The organism is Epilithonimonas sp. KH_059 (assembly GCF_057838485.1).
Genome location: NZ_CM174468.1, coordinates 1844619 through 1864356 on the forward strand (window position 1 = coordinate 1844619; position 19738 = coordinate 1864356).

Here is a 19738-nt window from a genome sequence, read left to right on the forward strand (position 1 = left end):
GCTACACTTTCGGTTTAGAACTCATTCTAAATAGCAAAATGCCCCCTTGAGACAATTGCTTGTGATTCACGAAAGGGGTTTCTATCTTTTTCCCGTTCCATAAGACTTCTTTCACATAGACATTCTTTTCCGATTGATTTTCAGTTTGAATATGCAAGGTTTTTCCATTTTCAAAGTTCAATGTCGCCGATTTCACTAGAGGGCTGCCCAGGGCATACTCGTCAGATCCTGGCAAGACGGGATAAAAACCAAGTGAGGAAAAGATATACCACGCAGACATCTGTCCCGCATCGTCATTTCCGCAAAGACCGTCAGGTAGATCGTTATACATCGTACGAAGAATTCCTCGCACACGCATTTGCGTTTTGTAAGGTTGATCCGTCCAGTTGTACAAATACGGGATATGATGACCAGGCTCATTCCCATGCACGTAATTCCCTATGATTCCGTCACGTGTAATATCCTCGTTCTTTTCGATGTACTTATCCGCAATTTCTGTGGTGAAGATTTCATCGAGGTGAGTGGCAAATTTGCTTTTGCCCCCCATCATGGAGATCATGTGAGGAATGTTCTGTGGAACATACAGTCCATAGTTAAAGGCATTTCCTTCAATGAATCCTTGCCCGTGCGTGTCCATGGGATCAAACTCTTTTTTGAACTGCCCATTGGCTAAACGTGGATGCATGAAGCCGGTCTCTGGGTTGTAAACATTTTGGTAGCTTTCCGCTCTTTTTAAATAGGTTTGTTCGGCATTTTTATCGCCAGCCAATTGCGCAATTTGGGCGATCGCCCAATCGTCGTACGCATATTCTAATGTTTTCGATACAGAAGCACTGCTTAGGTCTTCCGGCACATAACCGTATTTTAAATAGGACTCAATTCCATCATAGTAGAGGAGATTTGAGGAATGGATCGCGGCATCTAGCACTCGTTTAGGGTCTAGATTAGTTGTGCCTTTTTTAAGGGCGTCTGCTAGGGCAGATACAGAATGGTATCCAATCATACACCAGTTTTCATTCGCGTAATGAGACCATATGGGCAAAGCCTTATGAACACTTTGATCATAATGAGCCATCATCGAATGCATCATATCGTTGTTACGAGTTGGTTGAATCAAATTGTACAAAGGATGCAAAGCTCTGTACGTGTCCCAAAGTGAAAAAATACTATAGTTGGTAAAGCCCTCGCTCGTATGCAAATTCTGGTCTAGACCAAGATAAGTCCCATCGACGTCTTCATAGACGATCGGAGAAAGCATGGTGTGGTAGAGTGCTGTATAGAAGGTTCGCTTATCCTGCTGGGTTAAACTAGTGACTTGCACTTTCGAGAGTTCTTTTTCCCACTTTTTTTCTGTGATTAATTTTTGTTTTTCAAAATCCCATCCTGGAATTTCCTGTTCTAGGTTTTTGAGTGCACCGGCAGTGGATGTATTCGAAAGTGCAAATTTAACTTTGAGTTCTGGATTCTCGTTCGTGTCAAAATTGAAGTAGGCCCGAATTTCTCTGCCTGCGAATTCAGGGAAGTTTTCATTTTCATTGAATTTTCGATAAAAACCATTGTAGACGGGGGTGTCGTAGCGTTTTCTACCATAACTGGTGAAAGGTTGTGAAAATTTCATCGCAAAATACACTTTCCTGGTTCTTGCCCAGCCTGTCGTTTCTCGATACCCCACAACGGTGTTGTCGTCCTCTACTCGAACAAAGGTCCAAACATTTTTTCCTTCAAAATTGTAGATATTGTGCATCAAATCTAGAATCAGATGCGCTTTGTCGGTTTTGGGAAACGTATATTTATGGAATCCTACGCGCTCTGAGGCAGTAAGTTCTGCTTTAATATTATAGTCCTTTAAGTTTACCGTATAATAACCAGGACTTGCTTTTTCACTTCCTTTATCATACTGGGAATGGTAACCGCTTCGAGGCTTATCCACCTCGCCAGGTTCTAGTTGGAGCTCTCCGGTGGTGGGCATGACTAGGAAATCGCCCAAATCACTATGGCCTACGCCACTGAAATGGGTATGAGCAAAGCCAAAAATGGTTGAATCCTCGTATTGGTATCCCGCTGTATAGCGGTAGGTGAGTGGGTTGTACTTTCCGTCCAGCGCATACGGCTGCTGGTTTGTACTTGGGGAGAGTTGGACCATGCCAAAGGGCGCTGCAGCCCCTGGAAACGTATGTCCCATAGTTTTGGTTCCAATAAATGGATTTACATAAGATGTCAGTGATTGCGCTTGGATCATTAGGCTAACAAATAAAATGGGAAGTAATTTTATGAATTTCATCGAACAAATTTGTTCAAAAATAAGAAATCCCAGTCATTGACTGGGATTTCTTAGGGATTTATATTTCTTTATTCTGAAATTTTTAAATGCAATTCCTCTAGTTGAAGATCCGATACAAGGCTCGGCGCATCAATCATTACATCTCGACCTGAATTGTTTTTAGGGAAGGCGATGTAATCTCTAATCACTTCATTTCCATCCAAAATGGCCACTAGTCTATCGAAGCCAAAGGCTAAGCCTGCGTGGGGAGGGGCTCCATATTTAAAGGCATCCATTAAGAATCCGAACTGTGATTGTGCTTGTTCTTTAGTAAACCCTAGAAGATCAAACATTTTGCTTTGTAATTTTTGATCAAAGATTCGTACGGATCCCCCACCGATTTCATTTCCGTTAAGAACCAAATCGTATGCGTTTGCTCTTGCCTTTTCGGGTGCACTTTCTAAAAGAGAAATGTCTTCCGCTTTTGGAGAGGTGAATGGATGGTGCATCGCATGGTAGCGATTGGATTCTTCATCCCATTCTAGTAGTGGGAAATCCACGACCCATAGGGGTGCAAATTCATTCGGCTTACGAAGACCAAGTTGATTTCCGAGTTCCATTCGAAGAGCGGAAAGTTGGGTTCTTACTTTTTGGTGTTCGCCGCTTAGCACTAACATTAAATCTCCCGGTTTCGCACCGAACTTATGGGCAATTTGTTTTAAATCCTCTGGAGTAAAGAATTTGTTGACAGACGAGGTTAAGGTTTCGTCCAATTGGTATTTAATCCAGACCATTCCCGTGGCTCCGATTTGGGGACGTTTGATCCATTCGACTAACGCATCAATTTGCTTACGTGTGTAGTCTGCGCAGCCCTCTACGTTGATTCCTACCACAAGGGGAGCCTGGTCGAAGATCGGAAAATCTTTGCCTTTCATTTCTTCATTTAGTTCCACGAACTCCATCGCAAACCGGATGTCAGGTTTGTCATTACCGTAACGGGTCATTGCCTCTTGGTAGGTCATCCTTGGAAAAGAACCGAAGGTTTTACCCGTAATGTCTTGAAGGAGCTTTGCCGTTAAGCCTTCGAAAATTTCCAGTACTTCTTCCTGTTCAACAAAAGCCATCTCACAGTCAATTTGCGTGAACTCAGGTTGTCTGTCGGCACGTAAATCTTCATCTCGGAAGCATTTCACGATTTGGAAATAGCGGTCCATACCGCCCACCATTAATAACTGCTTAAAAGTTTGAGGCGATTGAGGAAGTGCGTAAAATTGACCAGGGTTCATCCGGCTTGGGACGACAAAGTCTCTTGCACCCTCAGGCGTTGATTTAATAAGTACAGGGGTTTCCACCTCAATGAATTCTTTATCCGTAAGATAGTTTCTTACTTTTTGAGCCATCTGATGGCGGAAAATTAATTTGTTTTTAACCGGATTTCTTCGAATGTCTAAATAGCGGTATTTCATTCGAAGTTCCTCTCCTCCGTCCGTTTGATCTTCAATGGTAAAAGGGGGGAGTTCGGAGGCGTTTAAGATTTGCAATTCTTTCACTAAGATTTCAATCTCGCCGGTCGGGATTTTTGGGTTTTTTGAGGCTCGTTCAATCACGGTGCCTTTAATTTGAATCACATACTCGCGGCCGAGTTTCTTTACACTCTCCATTAATTCCTCTGTAGAACGCTCCTGATCAAAAACCAATTGCGTGATGCCGTATCGGTCTCTTAAATCGATCCAAACCATAAAACCTTTGTCTCGGATGGTTTGTACCCATCCGGATAGCGTTATTTCCTGGTTTAGATTCGTTAGAGTTAACTCTCCGTTAGTGTGCGTTCTGAACATAAAAGTGGGTCTTAATTTAAAGGGATAAACTTCTAAAATAAAGCGAAAGTTTTCGCGGGCAAAGATACGGTATTTCGTGAGAATTGAGAAAATTGGAGTTTGGAAGATTCACGAGCTCTCGAGGCGGTATTGGATTTTCGCACACTAGGCAAATGATGTTCATTAAATATTTTGTAACTTTGGATAACAACCAAAAAAATAGTTTATATGGGAAAAGGAGATAAAAAAACAACCAAAGGAAAACGAATCGCAGGGAGTTATGGCAAATCACGCCCAAGAAAAGGAAAGACCACCACGGCTGAGGCAGTGGTAGAGAAAGTTGAAGAACCGAAAGCGGAGAAGCCGAAGGCAGCGAAAAAGAAAAAAACCGAAGAATAATCTTCGGTTTTTTTTTGTTGAGTTTAGCCTCGTCCGAGAATACTTCCTAGAAGTCCTCCAAGTCCGCCTTTGTTTTGTTCTTTCGTATCGGATCCCAATACCCCTCCAAGCAAATCTTCTAATGGATTCGAGCTAGAGTTTTGTGACGAAGATCCTAGTACTTGGCCTAAAATATCGCTCAGTGGATTGTTTCCTCCTTGAGCCTGCTGTTGAGCTTGGCCTAAGATTCCACCGAGAAGGTCCCCAATGCCTCCTGAATCCACATGGTTCGTTTGTTTCTGGTTTCCTATGTAGCCCATGATTACGGGGGCTAGCATCGAGAGAATAGGGCCAATTTTGTCCATTGATATCCCTGTGTTTTGAGACAGTTGGTTTTCAACCTGTGTCTTTTGCGAGCCAAAAATATGGTCTAAAATAGAAGATCCTTCTTGTTCTCTTGCGTCGATCTGCGAAAGGTCATTTAAAATACTTCCGTCATGATCTTTGGCTAAAGCATTGCTTAAAGACTCCGCTTCTGCTTTGTCCTTCGTCTTGTTTTTTAAATAGGAAATTACCACCGGTGCGGCTACAGCGAGCAAGGCAATAATTTGATTTTTAGAAATTCCGAATTTGTTTTCCGCGCGCTGCGCGACTTGATTCCCTGCATTTCCAGCGATTAAATCTAGTAAGCTCATAGTTGATTTGGTATTTGATTAGAAAAGGATACTATCAAATATTGTACCTACCTTTCCACAAGCATGAAGCTTTACCCCGCTTTGTTTTTAAAAATCGGCACATTTGAGCAGGCTTCACCGAACATCATAGATTTTACAATGGGTTTGAGTTTTTGAACGAGCTCTATGTATGCATTTTCTGGAATATCAAAATCACTGCATCCTTTAACGAGCATTCTTTTTCCCTCATACGTACTAAAGTCGGTGGATTCGATAGCTTCATGAAGTAGGAGGACCTCCAAATCTTTTTCGTTTCCAAATATCACCTTCTTTGCGTGCCCTGTCAGTTTCGAGGCAATCAAAAAATAAGCCCATAAAGGAACAATCGCATCCACTGAATTGTAAACATATACATAAGTGTCTTGGAATTCACTAGGATCTATTTTTTCTACTTTCTCACGAAAATCTTTCTCTTTTAAGATTAACTCCTCAATTAAAAAATCTTTAATATCGAGTCCCACCCGTTTTCCTAGGGGCACGAGTGAAGCGATATCAAAGTTAATGAGTCCACTTTCTGCTATTTTATTTTTGATTTCAAATGTTTCTGCCATCTTTTCAGTTTTTAAACTTGTGGGTGCTTTTTAAAGCGCCAGTGGGTGTTGGTAATGCCTGCAATTTCCATTAATCGGAATAAGGACCTTCTAAGCATCCTAATGCAGTGTGATTTGGAACTTAAAAAGTTCCGTTCTTTTTGCTTTACAAAGATACAAAATCAAGAATGGATTGAGACATTCAATTTTTGCCATTTGAGGCCTCAAAAAGGGAGTTGATTTTAAAGGTTGGAGGAAATAGGTTTTCGAGAAAGCGCTCTAACAAAATGGATAGCGTGGACTTGAAAAGCAGGCTCTGAGATCAGGTTTACAGAAATATCAAAAATTAGCAATAACTTTGAAACCTTAGTTGTAAATTGCAATCGCGAGGAGCTTGCCATTTATTTAGGGGTTTTCGCCAACATCATAAATCATCAGATACTCATGAAATATTATATTATTGCGGGAGAAGCCTCAGGGGATTTGCACGGCTCTAATCTAATCAAGGCACTTATACAAAAAGATTCCAATGCTGAGTTTCGATTTTGGGGAGGAGATCTTATGGAGCAAGCAGCCGGGGTTGAGCCCGTAAAGCATATTAAAGAACTTGCTTTTATGGGGTTTCTAGAAGTGGTTTTGAATCTCAAGACTATTTTAACCAACATTCGATTTTGCAAAAATGACATTAAATCCTACAAGCCTGATGTTCTTATCTTGATCGATTACCCTGGATTTAATCTTAGAATAGCAAAGTTTGCAAAAGAATTAGGGATTCGGGTTGTCTATTACATTTCTCCCCAATTGTGGGCCTGGAAAGAAGGTCGGGTCAAATCAATTCGAAAAGATGTAGATCAAATGTTAGTGATCCTACCTTTCGAAAAAGAGTTTTATGAAAAGCACAGTATTCAAGTGGAGTTCGTAGGGCATCCCTTGCTCGATGCGGTGGGGAAACTCGGGCCAGTGGACCGAGATTCTTTCTTGGAGCGCAATGGACTAGGGCAAGAACCTATTGTTGCCCTTCTGCCTGGGTCAAGAGAACAAGAGGTTCAGAAAATGCTTAAGACCATGCTATCCGTACGATCTCATTTTTCAAATTATCAGTTTGTAATTGCAGGTGCGCCAAGCCTTGCCCCAAGTTTCTATGAGCAATTCACAGATTCGAAAGTACATTTTGTCTCTAATCAAACGTATGATTTGCTGAGAGTTTCGCACGCAGCATTAGTGACCTCGGGCACAGCCACCCTAGAGACGGCTCTTTTGAAAGTGCCGCAAGTGGTGTGTTATCGAGGGAGTCGAGTTTCATATGAAATTGCAAAACGACTGTTGAAAAATATTAAGTACATTAGTCTGGTCAACTTAATTATGGGAAGAGAGGTGGTTAAAGAACTAATTCAGGATGAATTGAACGAAAAACTTCTCGTCCTTGAGTTAAACAAAATGCTTAGTGGACCTAAGCGTGAGCAGGTTCTTAAGGACTACCAAGAGCTTCGAGGGCTTCTAGGAGGAAGTGGAGCAAGTGAAAAAGCAGCCGAGCTAATCACGACTGCTGTAAACGGAAATTAGATGGATAATAAGGACTACTTTGGAAGATTTCTTTTCAGTTTTTGATTGATTTATCACCTTATTTCATTCTAAGTGCTTAAGTATTAAGGGTTACTATTTAGAAATATTATAAACTAGGCGATTGTGATTTTTCTCACTCGCTTTGCCCTTAACAATTTTTTAACTTTGTCAAAATTCAAATTAACATTTTTATATGGGAGGTTTAACTAGTTCTACAATTGGTAGAAAGTATGCAATGGCATTGTCGGCAATGTTTTTGTTGATTTTTCTCATCATGCACTTGGCAGTCAACTTTTTGTCCGTTATAAGTGCCGATGCGTTTAATGAGGCATCTCACTTCATGGGAAGTAATCCTTTAATTCAGTTCTTAATGCAGCCGATCTTATTATTGGCCGTTTTGTTCCACTTCATTATGGGATTTGTTCTCGAAATTAAGAATCGAAAGGCAAGACCAGTTTCGTACGCTGTGAATGGTGCTTCCGCGAATTCCACATGGATGTCACGGAATATGATTATTTCTGGAGCCGTAGTCCTGGTGTTCTTAGGAGTTCATTTGCTTGATTTTTGGTTTCCTACTATTTCAAAAAATTACTTAGGGGCTGAAAGTACAGGTACCGACTTTGATCATTTAAGAGTTCAGTTCTCTGAATTATGGAGAGTGGTTCTTTATGTGGGTTCCTTTGTTTTACTGGGTCTTCACTTAGCTCACGGATTCCAATCCTCATTCCAATCCATTGGTGCAAGGCATCCACAATACACGCCAACCATCAAAGCCATCGGAAATTGGTACTCTATACTAATTCCAGCAGGATTCATCTTTGTTGCGTTATTTCATTTTTTAACATAATAATATCAAAGTAGATATGAATAAATTAGATTCAAAAGTTCCAGCAGGTCCGCTTGAGGACAAATGGACAAATCATAAAAATCATATGAACTTGGTCTCGCCAAACAACCGCGATAAAATTGATATTATTGTGGTAGGTACGGGTCTCGCAGGAGGGTCGGCCGCTGCGACTTTGGCTGAGCAAGGATACAATGTGAAAGCATTTTGCTACCAAGATTCTCCTCGTCGTGCGCACTCAATTGCTGCACAGGGAGGTATTAATGCTGCAAAAAACTACCAAGGAGATGGAGATTCCACTTACCGTCTTTTTTACGATACGATTAAAGGAGGAGATTACCGTTCAAGAGAAGCAAACGTTTATCGTTTAGCGGAGGTTTCTGCCAATATTATTGACCAATGTGTCGCTCAAGGGGTTCCTTTTGGGAGAGAATACGGAGGTCAACTTGATAACCGCTCTTTTGGTGGGGTTCAAGTAAAGAGAACCTTCTACGCAAAAGGACAGACTGGCCAGCAACTTTTGCTTGGTGCTTACTCAGCCATGAGTCGCCAAATAGGTAAAGGTAGAATTAAGATGTATAATCGTCATGAAATGATGGATTTGGTCTTAGTGGATGGCAAAGCGAGAGGAATTATTACACGGAACTTGGTGACAGGTGAAATTGAAAGACATTCTGCTCACGCGGTTGTCATTGCATCGGGAGGATATGGAAATGTTTATTTCCTTTCTACGAACGCAATGGGATCAAATGCTTCTGCTGCTTGGAAGATACATAAGAAGGGAGCTTACTTCGCAAACCCTTGCTATGTACAGATTCACCCAACTTGTATTCCGGTTCACGGGACGCAACAATCGAAATTAACCTTAATGTCTGAGTCTTTACGTAACTCCGGACGTATTTGGGTGCCGAAGAAGATTGAAGATGCGCAAGCGATTAGAGAAGGGAAACTGAAACCCGAAAATATTAAAGCGGAAGATAGAGACTATTACTTAGAGCGGCGCTATCCTGCCTTTGGGAACTTAGTTCCAAGAGACGTGGCATCGCGTGCAGCGAAAGAACGTTGCGATGCAGGATTCGGAATTGAAAATAACGACACGAAAGAAGGTGTATTCTTAGACTTTTCTACGGAAATCACGAAGAAAGGAAAAGAAGCTGCCATTGAAAAAAATATTCATAACCCGAGCGATCAACAGATTTATGATCTAGGAAAAGCCTGGGTAGAGGAGAAGTATGGGAACTTATTTGTCATGTATGAAAAAATCACAGCAGACAACCCATACGTAACCCCAATGAGAATTTACCCTGCCGTTCACTACACCATGGGAGGTGTTTGGGTAGATTACAACTTGCAATCTACAATTCCAGGTTGCTTCGTTATTGGAGAAGCAAACTTCTCAGACCACGGGGCTAACCGCCTAGGAGCTTCGGCTCTTATGCAAGGTCTCGCAGACGGTTATTTTGTTCTTCCTTATACGATTGCCGATTATTTGTCTGCAGACATTAGCACAGGTAAAATCCCAACTCAGACTGCAGATTTTGATGCAGCAGAGAAAGAAGTACAAGATCGAATCGATTTCTTTATTAACAACAAGGGAACACACTCTGTCGATTATTTCCACAAGAAATTGGGTCACATCATGTGGAACAAAGTGGGTATGGCAAGAACGCCGGAAGGTTTGCAAGAAGCAATTCGAGAAATTGAAGAAGTACGAAACGAGTTCTGGAAAGATGTGAAAGTTCCAGGAGAAGCCAATTCCATGAACATGGAATTAGAAAAAGCTTTCCGTGTTGCGGACTTCTTAGAATTAGGACAACTAATGGCGAAAGACGCGTTAGAAAGAAAAGAATCTTGTGGAGGCCATTACAGAGTAGACCATTCTACCGCAGAGGGTGAGGCACAAAGAGATGACGAGAATTTCATGTATGCTGCTATTTGGGAGTATCAAGGCCAAGACATCAATGCAGAAATAATGCATAAGGAAGGGCTAGAATACGAGAACATCGAAGTTAAACAAAGAAGCTACAAATAAGTAAGATATGAAAGGATTAAAAACTTTTACCTTACGTAAGGTGAGCAGCGTGAAGACTTCATGGAAACCCGTAACCATTGGTAGTCCATGTGGTCGTACTGAGAAATTTAATTCATCTCCTAAACAGTAAAGAAAATGAGTGCAAAAAAAGGACTTAATCTGACTCTGAAGATTTGGAGACAGAAGAACAATAAAACAAAAGGACAATTCGAAGTATATAAAATTTCTGATGTATCTACAGATTCATCCTTCCTAGAAATGCTCGATATCTTAAACGAGAACCTAGTAATTGACGGAAAAGAGCCGGTGGCTTTTGACCACGACTGTAGAGAAGGGATTTGTGGTATGTGCTCGTTATACATTAACGGCCGTCCCCACGGACCTGACACAGGAATTACAACTTGTCAGTTGCACATGAGAATGTTCAAAGATGGGGAAACCATTACAATCGAACCGTGGAGAAGTGCTGCGTTTCCTGTAATTAGAGACCTTGTAGTAGACCGTTCTGCTTTTGACAGGATTATGGCTGCTGGAGGTTTTGTTTCCGTGAATACCTCTGGAAACACCCTAGATGCAAATGCAATTCCAGTTCCGAAAGAGGACGCCGACAAAGCGATGGATGCAGCGGCATGCATTGGATGCGGTGCTTGTGTAGCAACTTGTAAAAACGGTTCTGCAATGTTATTTGTAGGTGCCAAAGTTTCTCAATTCGCGCTCCTTCCTCAAGGACGCGTTGAGGCGAAAAGACGTGTTCTTCACATGGTAGAGACTATGGACGAAGAAGGGTTTGGAAACTGTTCCAATACAGGGGCTTGTGAGGTGGAATGTCCAAAAGGAATTTCTCTTGAAGTCATTGCAAGAATGAACCGTGAATACATGGGTGCTCTTACAAACAAAGGATAAATTCAAATTATTTATATCCCATATCGTCCCACAAAAGTGGGACGATATTTTTTTTGGTTAAACTTTTCATAAATTCGTGAAATATATTTCTCTGAAAGTAGGCAATAGCTTAATTTTGCGCAGTTTGAAAAGATTAATCATGAAACAATATTTGTTAGTATTTGCGATGGCGCTTTTTGCTGTCTCGTGTTCAAAAAAAGTAGAAATCAAAGGAAAATTGACCGGTGGATCTCCTTTAGAACGCGTTGAGATTATTGAAACCTCAAGTGTTAGTACACTTCCGCTGCTCAATATGGGCTTGGATGCCAAAGGAGAATTTTCAGGCTCGTTTGATGCCCAGAAAAATGGACTTTACGTCATTACCTATGGAGGAGCATCAAACGTGGTGTACCTTAAAAAGGGACAGACCCTTGAAATTGAAGGCGTAGGTCTTAGCTTCCCAACGAACTATGTGATCAAGGGGGATGCTAAACCCAACAATGACTTCCTAAAAGATGCGCAGACAGGATTTGAAACCTACGCACTTAAAATTAATATGGAAGAGTTAATTAAAAAGGACGAAGCCGCCTTCTTGAAAGATTTTAAATCCATAGAAGATTCTGTGTACTCAATTTTTGAGGCTAGTGCTAAAAAGCACAAAGCCGATTCAGATGTGTTAGATTTCAAAAAGCAAGAGGCGAAAGCAAGACTTTTGGGTGTTTTAGACGGATATGCACAAATGCATGGACAAGCCACTCAGAAAGCGGATTTCAAAACGGGTGCTGAATTCAAAAAGGTTAAGGACCAGATGTTAAGCAATAGCGATCAAATGATTCGCGATTACCCGATGTTTAGAGAGTATCAATTGAATCAATTGAATGGTGACTTTCAGAAATACCGTGCAACTTTGCCTGCCAAAGCACCAGGAGAAGAACTGGTTTCCGAAACGTTTGCAAACTACCTGGAAACAAGAAAAGATCTCTCTGCTACAGCAAAGGATTATTTTTTCTCCTACGTCTTGACTCAAGGAGACTTAAACTTTATGAATAGCAAAAATTATGATCGCATTACAGCTTTGATAGACAAAACGGTTAGCGATTCAAAGATTAAAACGGATTTGAAAAAACTTCAAATGGTTTTAATGGGTCATAAAGAAGGACAAGCTCCAGAGCTTAAATTGATGGACAAAGAAGGAAAAACTGTGGCTTTATCCGACCTTAAAACGAAACCTTCGTTTGTTGTCTTTTATGCGTCTTGGAATCCAGGGATCGCAGTGTCGACAGTTCCTGCAATCAAAGCCGTGACAGATACCTATGGCGATAAAGTGAATTATGTGTTCGTCAATTTGGACGATACGAAGGATCAATTCCAAAAAACAAGCACTGCTTTATTTAAAGATTTCCCTGGGACTCAGTACTGGGTAGAAGGCGGTATTAACGCGAAGGCCGCGACAGATTTTGGATTGTACGGATTTAAAATTCCAAGTTATGTGTTACTAGACAAAGACGGGAAGCTATTCGCTAGACCTTTCTTCAGTCTACAAGATCCACAATTTGGAGAGTCCATGGAAAAACTATCAGGTATTAAGCAACCTGCGCCAGAAGTGGTATCCGCTCCTTCAGCGGAGTCAGTAGCCGGTGCAGAGGCTGCAAAATAAATGATGAGTATAATTTTATAGAACAGAAAACCTCGCTAATTGCGAGGTTTTTTTTATCTCAAAGAACGAGCGATATGCTCACATGTAAATTGAAAGCGTTTTTTAAATAATATATCCCGCAGTTGCGGGGTTTATGGTATTGGACTTTTCTCAAAGTCTTTAAGAATTTTCTGCAATCATACTCCTATTTTACCGATTAATTACCAAATTTATATTGAACTAGTGCGCTGACTGGTGGGGAGGCACTTAAACCAAGCTCAGTTTGTAAGTCAATTATGTGTTTATTGTTACATCGGAAAAGCTTATTTTTGCCAAATGAAAAAAAGAACCCTTATTCTTGAAAACATTGCTTTAACTTCTGCAGGTGCTAAAGGAGTCGCCGTAGGAAAAACTTCGGAAGGAAAAACTGTTTTGGTTTCTGGCGCAGTTCCCGGTGACGTGGTTCATGCGAGAGTGAAGAAGTCTAAAAGTAAGTATTACGAAGCACAAGTACAGGAGCTAGTTCAGGCTTCTCCAGATAGAGTGAAACCAAAATGCATTCATTTCGGAGTGTGTGGAGGATGCAAATGGCAAAATCTCGCGTACGAAAAGCAATTAGAGTATAAGGAGTCTGAAGTTCTTAATAATCTTCGTCGAATTGGTGGTGTTGATAATTTTGATGCTTTGCCGATATTGGGTTGCAATGAGCCCTATTACTATCGCAACAAGATGGAATTTTCTTTTTCAAATTCCCGATGGCTTACCCAAGAGGAGATCGATTCGTCAGGGAATTTAGGTTCTCGTGATGCCTTAGGTTTCCATATTCCCGGAATGTGGAGTAAGATATTGAATCTAAGCGAATGCCACTTGCAAGAGGATCCCTCCAATGCAATTCGACTTGCCGTGCGCGACTACGCAATAGAGCAAGGACTTGAGTTCTTTGACCCTAGAAATCAAGAAGGATTTTTAAGAACCCTAATGCTAAGACAAAATTCAAGTGGCGAGTGGATGGTTTTGTTCCAATTGTATAGAGAAGAACCTGAAAATCAAAAACCCCTATTTGACTATTTACTTGAAAAATTCCCAAAAATATCAACTTTACTCTTTGCAATTAATTCTAAGGGGAACGATTCCGTTTACGATCTAGACATTCAGACGTATTACGGTAGTGGTTTTCTAATGGAGCAAATGGACGGTCTTGAATTTAAGATTGGGCCCAAATCTTTTTTTCAAACCAATTACAAACAAGCCTTGGAGCTCTACCGTAAAACCTTAGAGTTTGCGGACTTAAAAGGCGATGAGGTGGTGTATGATCTCTATACAGGGACGGGTACAATCGCCCAGTACGTTGCGCGTTATGCAAAGCAAGTGATCGGTATTGAATCGGTGCCAGAAGCCATCGATGCTGCGAAAGCTCATGCAAAATTAAACGGGCTGGAGAACTGTAGTTTCTACTGCGGTGACATGAAAGAAGTATTCACCGATTCTTTTTTGGAGTCACACCCAAAAGCGGATGTGCTTATTACGGATCCACCAAGAGATGGGATGCATCAAAAAGTAGTGGAACAAATTCTCAAATTGTCACCTGAGAGAATTGTCTATGTGAGTTGTAATTCTGCCACGCAAGCTAGAGATATTGCACTTATGAAAGACCATTATAAAGTGGTAAAAGTTCTGCCGGTTGACATGTTTCCTCAAACCCATCATGTTGAAAATATCGCCCTATTAGAAAGACTTTGAGAAGGATAATTTTGCTATCTTTAGCAAAATTTAAACTCCATGAAGAAAATCAGTATTTTCCTTGTCGTGATTGCATTGCAAGTCTCCGGTGGACTAATGCAAGCACAAAGTGATTCTGCAAAGGTCAAGACCGACTCCGCGAAAGCGAAATCGGCAACGCCAGCGGCGGCTAAAACGCCTGTAAAAATCAAGCCTTATAAAGACGTGATTACGGCCAAAGCCAAAAGCGATCAGGGCATTATTACCGTCCACAAAATTGACGACAAATACTTTTTTGAAGTCCCAGATTCCGTTTTAAAAAAGGAATTCCTACTGGTTAGCAGACTGACCAAGGCAGCCGCCGGAATGAGAACAGGAACCACTGGATATGCAGGCGATCAAATTGCGCAGCATGTCGTGTCTTTTGAGAAAGGGCCTTCTGATAAGCTCTTTATTCGTTCCATATCCTATGCGGATTATGTTCAGGATTCAACAGCTTCGATGTATAATTCTGTGATTAGAAACAACACGCATGCAATTGTACATGCCTTTGATGTCAAAGCCTATGGACCTACGAAGAAGTCCACAGTCGTGGAGATTACCGACCTAATCAATGCCGATAACGAACTTGTTAGTTTCTCGGCTTCAAGAAAGAACTCTTACCGTGTTGGAGCGTTACAAAAAGACAAATCCTTTACAAATTACGTTAAGTCATTCCCAACCAATATTGAAATTAATACAACCAAAACGTTTGCTAGAACTGCAGGGAGAGTAGACCCGAGCGTCAGTGCTGCGAACCGTCCAGTTATTAGTGGAAACTATACGGTTGAGATCAATTCTTCTCTGGTTCTTTTACCAGAAAATAAAATGCAGGCTCGTTATTTTGATCCTCGTGTTGGGTATTTCACTGTAGGGTATACAGATTTTGATCTAGATCCTCAAGGTGTGAAGCGTGTTTCTGTAATTAAAAGATGGAGACTCGAACCAAAACCACAAGACGTGGCACGTTACAACAAAGGAGAACTAGTTGAACCTGCAAAACAAATTGTATTCTATATTGATCCTGCAACTCCTAAAAAATGGGTGCCTTACTTAGTGGCAGGAGTAAACGATTGGCAAGTAGCCTTTGAGCAAGCTGGATTTAAAAATGCTATTGTAGGCAAAGTGCCTAACAGCAAAACGGATCCAGAATGGAGTTTGGAAGACGCAAGGTTTTCCGCAATCGTATATAAGCCTTCGGATGTACCCAATGCCTCAGGTCCTTCTATTTCAGATCCAAGAACTGGAGAAATCATGGAGAGTCATATCAATTGGTATCACAACGTAATGTCTCTTCTAAGAAACTGGTATTTTGTGCAAGCGGCACCAAACGATCCAAGAGCTCGTACCATGGAATTTGACGACAAGTTGATGGGCGAGTTGATTCGATTTGTCTCTTCCCACGAAGTGGGGCATACCCTTGGTTTGCGTCACAATTTTGGATCTTCTTCTACAGTTCCTGTAGAGAAGTTAAGAGACAAAAAGTGGTTAGAGAAAAATGGACATACCCCTTCCATCATGGACTATGCTCGATTCAATTACGTAGCACAGCCAGAGGATAAAGTGGGAGATTTAGGTATTATGCCTAGAATTGGAGATTATGACAAATGGGCAATTGAATGGGGTTACAGAAGATTCGACCAATTTAAAACTCCCGATGCAGAAAAGACTTACCTGAACAAATGGGTAATGAAAGAACTTGAGAACAAAAGACTTTGGTTCGGTACGGAATCCAATCCCTTTGACCCAAGATCGCAAAGCGAGCAAGTGGGAGATAATGCAATGGTAGGAAGTAGCTACGGAATTAAGAACTTGCAAAGGATCATGAAAGACCTAGACAAATGGACTCATGTGGACAATGAAGATTACTCGAATTTGTCTACCATGTATGATCAAGTTACAAGTCAATTCAATCGTTATTTAGGGCATGTCTCTAAATACATTGGAGGGGAATTAGAAACTCCAAAAACGATTGAACAGAGAGGTCCTGTCTACGAAGTGGTTTCAAAACAAGAACAAAAAGAAGCGCTTGGTTTCCTTAACGAACAGATCTTCAAAACGCCAGAATGGCTCATGAAGAAGGAAGTATTTGAAAACACAAATAAATCTCCTGTGAGCGTGGTGGAAGGGCTTCAAAAGAATGTACTTAGTCGTATTTTAAATCCGATGATTCTTCAAAAAATGTACACTTCTCAATCGGTTGATAAGAATGCGTATTCCTTAGATGAGTATATGCAAGATTTGAAAGGATACGTATGGAATAGTTCCTCACCTGATTTATATGAGCGTAACTTACAGCGTAACTATGTAAACACATTAGTATCGCTTGTTTCTGCAAAACCTAGTGCAGCAAGTTCTGCAGCAAGAGGTTCTTCTTTCAGTATGTCTTCTAACTCTGATGTAACTGCAGTCGCTAGAGGAGTGCTGATGGAAATCCAAAAAGAAGCAAAAGGACGAGCAAGCTCTAGTGCTGACCGCATGGAACGTTATCATTTTGCTGACCTCGATTATCAAATCGAAAAGGCGTTAGATCCGAAATAATACTTTTTATGAAATATATCTTTGGTTCCCTTCTAAGTTTGCTTTTCCTTTTTTCCTGTGGTTCTGATGACGACATCTGCGTCAGCGGAGAAGCCACACCTAGACTGAAAATCAAATTTAAGGAGGGCACTAAGGATTTGCAAGTCTCTCGATTGATCTTGGATGTCGATTATGGCGACGGACCTAAGAATGTCATAGACATGCAAAGGGTGGATTCTATAATGGTTCCTCTACGCGTAGACAATCAGAATTTTACAGATTTGTATGTTCGAACTTCGCCCGAGGCGAGTGCAAGTAAAATTCGGATTTCATACACTTCGGAGTCCAAGTACGTGTCACCCGCATGCGGAATAAAAAAATTGTATCACGATTTAGAGAGTAAATTAGAAACTAGCGCTGAGGTTATACGACTTGAGCAAACACAAACCACGGTTACCGATGAATTTCCTACGCACCTTTATCTTGTTTTTTAGTTTTGCATTTATAAGTGGTTTTGCTCAAGAGCAAGACTCTTTGCAAATCAAAAAGAAATATCAACCCAATTTTATGGTAGGAGGGGATTTGCTTAATGCAGGCATTTCTTTTTTCTCCGATAGAAAAGTATATCAAGGGTTTATTTCAACGCATTTGAAGAAGGACCTTCACTTGATCGCCGAGTTGGGGTATGAGGATAATCTCTACGACAAGAATGGGTATGAGGCTTATGCCAAAGGTGCTTATCTAAAAGCGGGTGGGTTTTACATGCTGATGAAAGACGTAGAGAATGAATTCAATGGATTTTATGCAGGGCCTAAATTAGCCGCCTCTATGTATGAACAGCATTACGTAAAAGTGCCCGTTCGAGGCAGTCAAGGAGGGGATTCTTTTGTGGGATTCGATCCTTCTAATCAGACCAGTGTTTGGATTGAAGGAGCTATCGGAGGAAGGGTTCAGCTCTTTAGAAGTTCGTTTTACGTCGATGTAAATTTACAGCCACGTTATTTGATTTACAGCACAAAGCAAGAGGAAATTGTGCCTATGATTGTTCCCGGTTTTGGGAAGTCATCGTCCAATTTTAATGTAGGGTTCGCATGGAACATTGCCTATAAATTTTAGACGCTTCTATATAGATAACAAACAAATCCCACCCGCAATGGTGGGATTTGTTTGTTAGTAGGAATCGAAGTGCTAATCTTCCTTAGCAAAAAGTTTTTCAAGCACGCTTGTGGTTTGTTCTTTTAGTTCTGCCAGATCTTCATTATTGTAAATAATAAAGGAGGTTTTTCGAACCTTGTCTTTCTCTGCCATTTGTTGATCCATTACGTTTTCAACTTCGCGGTAGGTTTTGGAATCACGATCCATCACCCGTTTGATTCGTATATTGTCTTCGGCAGTCACTAGAATGCATTTGTAACATTCTTTGTCCAGTCCTAATTCAAAGAGTAGGGCTGTTTCTTTGAAGATGTAAGGGGCCGATTGATTTCGAGTCCAGTTTTCAAAATCTTTTTTCACGGCAGGGTGAATCAGATGGTTTAGGGAAGTGAGTAGCTCGGCGTTTTCAAATACAACACTTGAAACAAAAGCTCTGTTGTATTCTCCTTCTGTATTGTAGGACTCTGGGCCTAGTAGCTCTATGATTTTTGTTTTGAGTAGAGGATCGATATTTACGATCTCTTTTGCTCTTTGATCGGAATTGTAAACGGGATATCCCATTTGTTCAATATAATTTGCCACAGTGGTTTTTCCGGAGCCAATGCCTCCAGTTAAACCGATCACCTTCGGCTCGGGTTCAGGCGTACTCGTATCGCCTTCTTCTGAAATGTCCATAATTTTTTAATTAAAGTTCAAAGATAAAGAATTTGCTAAACGCAAGAAGATAGAATTAAAAGAAATGGTTGCTTTGGAATAAATTAATACCCAAAAACTTCATCAAAACTATAGGTCTGATCCAGTTTAACTCCTTTTTCTGTCATCTTGAGACTTGCAAGCTCATGGTAAGCATCGTGTTCCAAAAACAAGAGATAGTCATTGTCGATGCACTGTTTTAAGAAACGATCTTTTTCCTCCATTGTGAGAAGAGGTCTCGTGTCGTAGCCCATGACATAAACCAGAGGAACGTGTCCAGCTGTAGGAATTAAATCCGCCGCAAAAACGATGGTTTTGCCTTGGTATTGAAGTACGGGTAACATTTGTTTCTCGGTATGACCGTCCACGAAAATGACGTCCATCTTTAATTCAGGGGCAAATCCATAATTCCCTTGGGAAGGTAAGGGGAGCATTTGAAGTTGTCCCGATTCTTGAATGGGGAGAATGTTTTCACTTAAAAAGCTTGCTTTTTCTCTTGGGTTCGGGTTTACTGCCCAATCCCAATGGTTTTCATTGCTCCAATAGGTCGCGTTTTTAAAAGAGGGACGATAACCGGTTTTCTCATCGTTCCATTCTATGGCGCCCCCACAATGATCAAAATGCAGGTGGGTTAAAAAGACATCCGTAATGTCGTCTTTCACAAAACCGTATTTCGCTAGATTTTTTTCAAGACTCTCGTCTCCAAAAAGCGAGTAATGGCTGAAGAATTTTTCATTTTGTTTGTCTCCAAGACCACAGTCAATTAGAATAAGTTTTTTTCCGTCTTCGATTAAAAGGGAACGCATTCCCATGGAAATCAAATTTCGCTCGTCTGCGGGATTGGTTCTTTCCCAAAGGGATTTAGGAACTACGCCAAACATGGCACCACCGTCGAGTTTAAAATTTCCACATTGAATAGGATAGAGTTTCATATAGTTT

At 40.9% G+C, this 19738-nt stretch carries 16 protein-coding genes; 10 read left to right on the top strand and 6 right to left on the bottom strand.

The window, feature by feature from the left end; genetic code table 11:
• Window position 1: 1 nt before the first annotated feature.
• Window positions 2–2281 (bottom strand): GH92 family glycosyl hydrolase, encoded by a 2280-nt coding sequence (locus AC3IRX_RS08715; protein ID WP_489209752.1) that lies wholly within the window; start codon window positions 2279–2281, stop codon window positions 2–4.
• A 68-nt stretch (window positions 2282–2349) separates the two neighbouring features.
• The gene (aspS, locus tag AC3IRX_RS08720) at window positions 2350–4098 is read right to left on the bottom strand and encodes an aspartate--tRNA ligase (RefSeq protein WP_489209754.1); all 1749 of its coding nucleotides are present in this window, start codon (window positions 4096–4098) and stop codon (window positions 2350–2352) included.
• Window positions 4099–4305: 207 nt separating this feature from the next.
• Between aspS and AC3IRX_RS08725 the strand changes: the two genes are divergently transcribed.
• Window positions 4306–4476, top strand: a complete 171-nt coding sequence (locus AC3IRX_RS08725) for a 30S ribosomal protein THX (protein ID WP_489209756.1) — start codon at window positions 4306–4308, stop codon at window positions 4474–4476.
• Window positions 4477–4499: 23 nt separating this feature from the next.
• On the opposite strand, the gene AC3IRX_RS08730 is transcribed toward AC3IRX_RS08725, so the two are convergent.
• Together AC3IRX_RS08730 and AC3IRX_RS08735 are read right to left on the bottom strand one after the other, a co-directional pair.
• Entirely contained in the window at window positions 4500–5150 is a 651-nt protein-coding gene (locus AC3IRX_RS08730; RefSeq protein ID WP_489209758.1) for a DUF937 domain-containing protein, read from the bottom strand.
• A 71-nt stretch (window positions 5151–5221) separates the two neighbouring features.
• Window positions 5222–5740 carry a DUF2480 family protein gene (locus AC3IRX_RS08735; protein WP_489209760.1) on the bottom strand — a complete coding sequence of 173 codons (519 nt, stop codon included), beginning with the start codon at window positions 5738–5740 and terminating at the stop codon, window positions 5222–5224.
• Between the two features lie 423 nt (window positions 5741–6163).
• Here AC3IRX_RS08735 and lpxB point away from each other — a divergent pair, with 423 nt between their 5' ends.
• The 9 genes from lpxB (at window position 6164) to AC3IRX_RS08780 (ending at window position 18070) form a co-directional block, all read left to right on the top strand.
• The gene (gene lpxB / locus AC3IRX_RS08740) at window positions 6164–7282 is read left to right on the top strand and encodes a lipid-A-disaccharide synthase (RefSeq protein ID WP_489209762.1); all 1119 of its coding nucleotides are present in this window, start codon (window positions 6164–6166) and stop codon (window positions 7280–7282) included.
• Window positions 7283–7475: 193 nt separating this feature from the next.
• Window positions 7476–8129, top strand: coding sequence for a succinate dehydrogenase cytochrome b subunit (locus AC3IRX_RS08745; RefSeq protein ID WP_489209764.1), 654 nt, complete (start codon window positions 7476–7478; stop codon window positions 8127–8129).
• Window positions 8130–8145: 16 nt separating this feature from the next.
• A complete protein-coding gene (locus AC3IRX_RS08750) occupies window positions 8146–10158 on the top strand; it encodes a fumarate reductase/succinate dehydrogenase flavoprotein subunit (RefSeq protein WP_489209766.1) in 2013 nt (670 codons plus the stop codon).
• Window positions 10159–10293: 135 nt separating this feature from the next.
• A complete protein-coding gene (locus AC3IRX_RS08755; RefSeq protein ID WP_489209768.1) occupies window positions 10294–11061 on the top strand; it encodes a succinate dehydrogenase/fumarate reductase iron-sulfur subunit in 768 nt (255 codons plus the stop codon).
• A 139-nt stretch (window positions 11062–11200) separates the two neighbouring features.
• Window positions 11201–12697, top strand: coding sequence for a TlpA family protein disulfide reductase (locus AC3IRX_RS08760; RefSeq protein ID WP_489209769.1), 1497 nt, complete (start codon window positions 11201–11203; stop codon window positions 12695–12697).
• 315 nt (window positions 12698–13012) lie between these two features.
• Complete coding sequence (rlmD, locus tag AC3IRX_RS08765) at window positions 13013–14416, top strand: 23S rRNA (uracil(1939)-C(5))-methyltransferase RlmD (protein ID WP_489209771.1); 1404 nt, start codon at window positions 13013–13015, stop codon at window positions 14414–14416.
• A gap of 39 nt (window positions 14417–14455) precedes the next feature.
• Window positions 14456–16975: a zinc-dependent metalloprotease gene (locus AC3IRX_RS08770; RefSeq protein ID WP_489209773.1), complete on the top strand. Its 2520-nt coding sequence runs from the start codon at window positions 14456–14458 to the stop codon at window positions 16973–16975.
• Between the two features lie 8 nt (window positions 16976–16983).
• Complete coding sequence (locus AC3IRX_RS08775) at window positions 16984–17448, top strand: DUF6452 family protein (protein ID WP_489209774.1); 465 nt, start codon at window positions 16984–16986, stop codon at window positions 17446–17448.
• Window positions 17414–18070 carry a DUF6048 family protein gene (locus AC3IRX_RS08780; RefSeq protein ID WP_489209776.1) on the top strand — a complete coding sequence of 219 codons (657 nt, stop codon included), beginning with the start codon at window positions 17414–17416 and terminating at the stop codon, window positions 18068–18070. Before AC3IRX_RS08775 ends, AC3IRX_RS08780 begins: the two co-directional genes overlap by 35 nt.
• Before the next feature lie 72 nt (window positions 18071–18142).
• Here AC3IRX_RS08780 and coaE read toward each other — a convergent pair whose 3' ends face one another.
• Both coaE and AC3IRX_RS08790 read right to left on the bottom strand, forming a co-directional pair.
• Entirely contained in the window at window positions 18143–18781 is a 639-nt protein-coding gene (gene coaE, locus AC3IRX_RS08785; protein WP_489209778.1) for a dephospho-CoA kinase, read from the bottom strand.
• Window positions 18782–18864: 83 nt separating this feature from the next.
• On the bottom strand, window positions 18865–19731 hold the full coding sequence (locus AC3IRX_RS08790; protein ID WP_489209780.1) for an MBL fold metallo-hydrolase: 867 nt from the start codon (window positions 19729–19731) through the stop codon (window positions 18865–18867).
• Window positions 19732–19738: the final 7 nt, after the last annotated feature.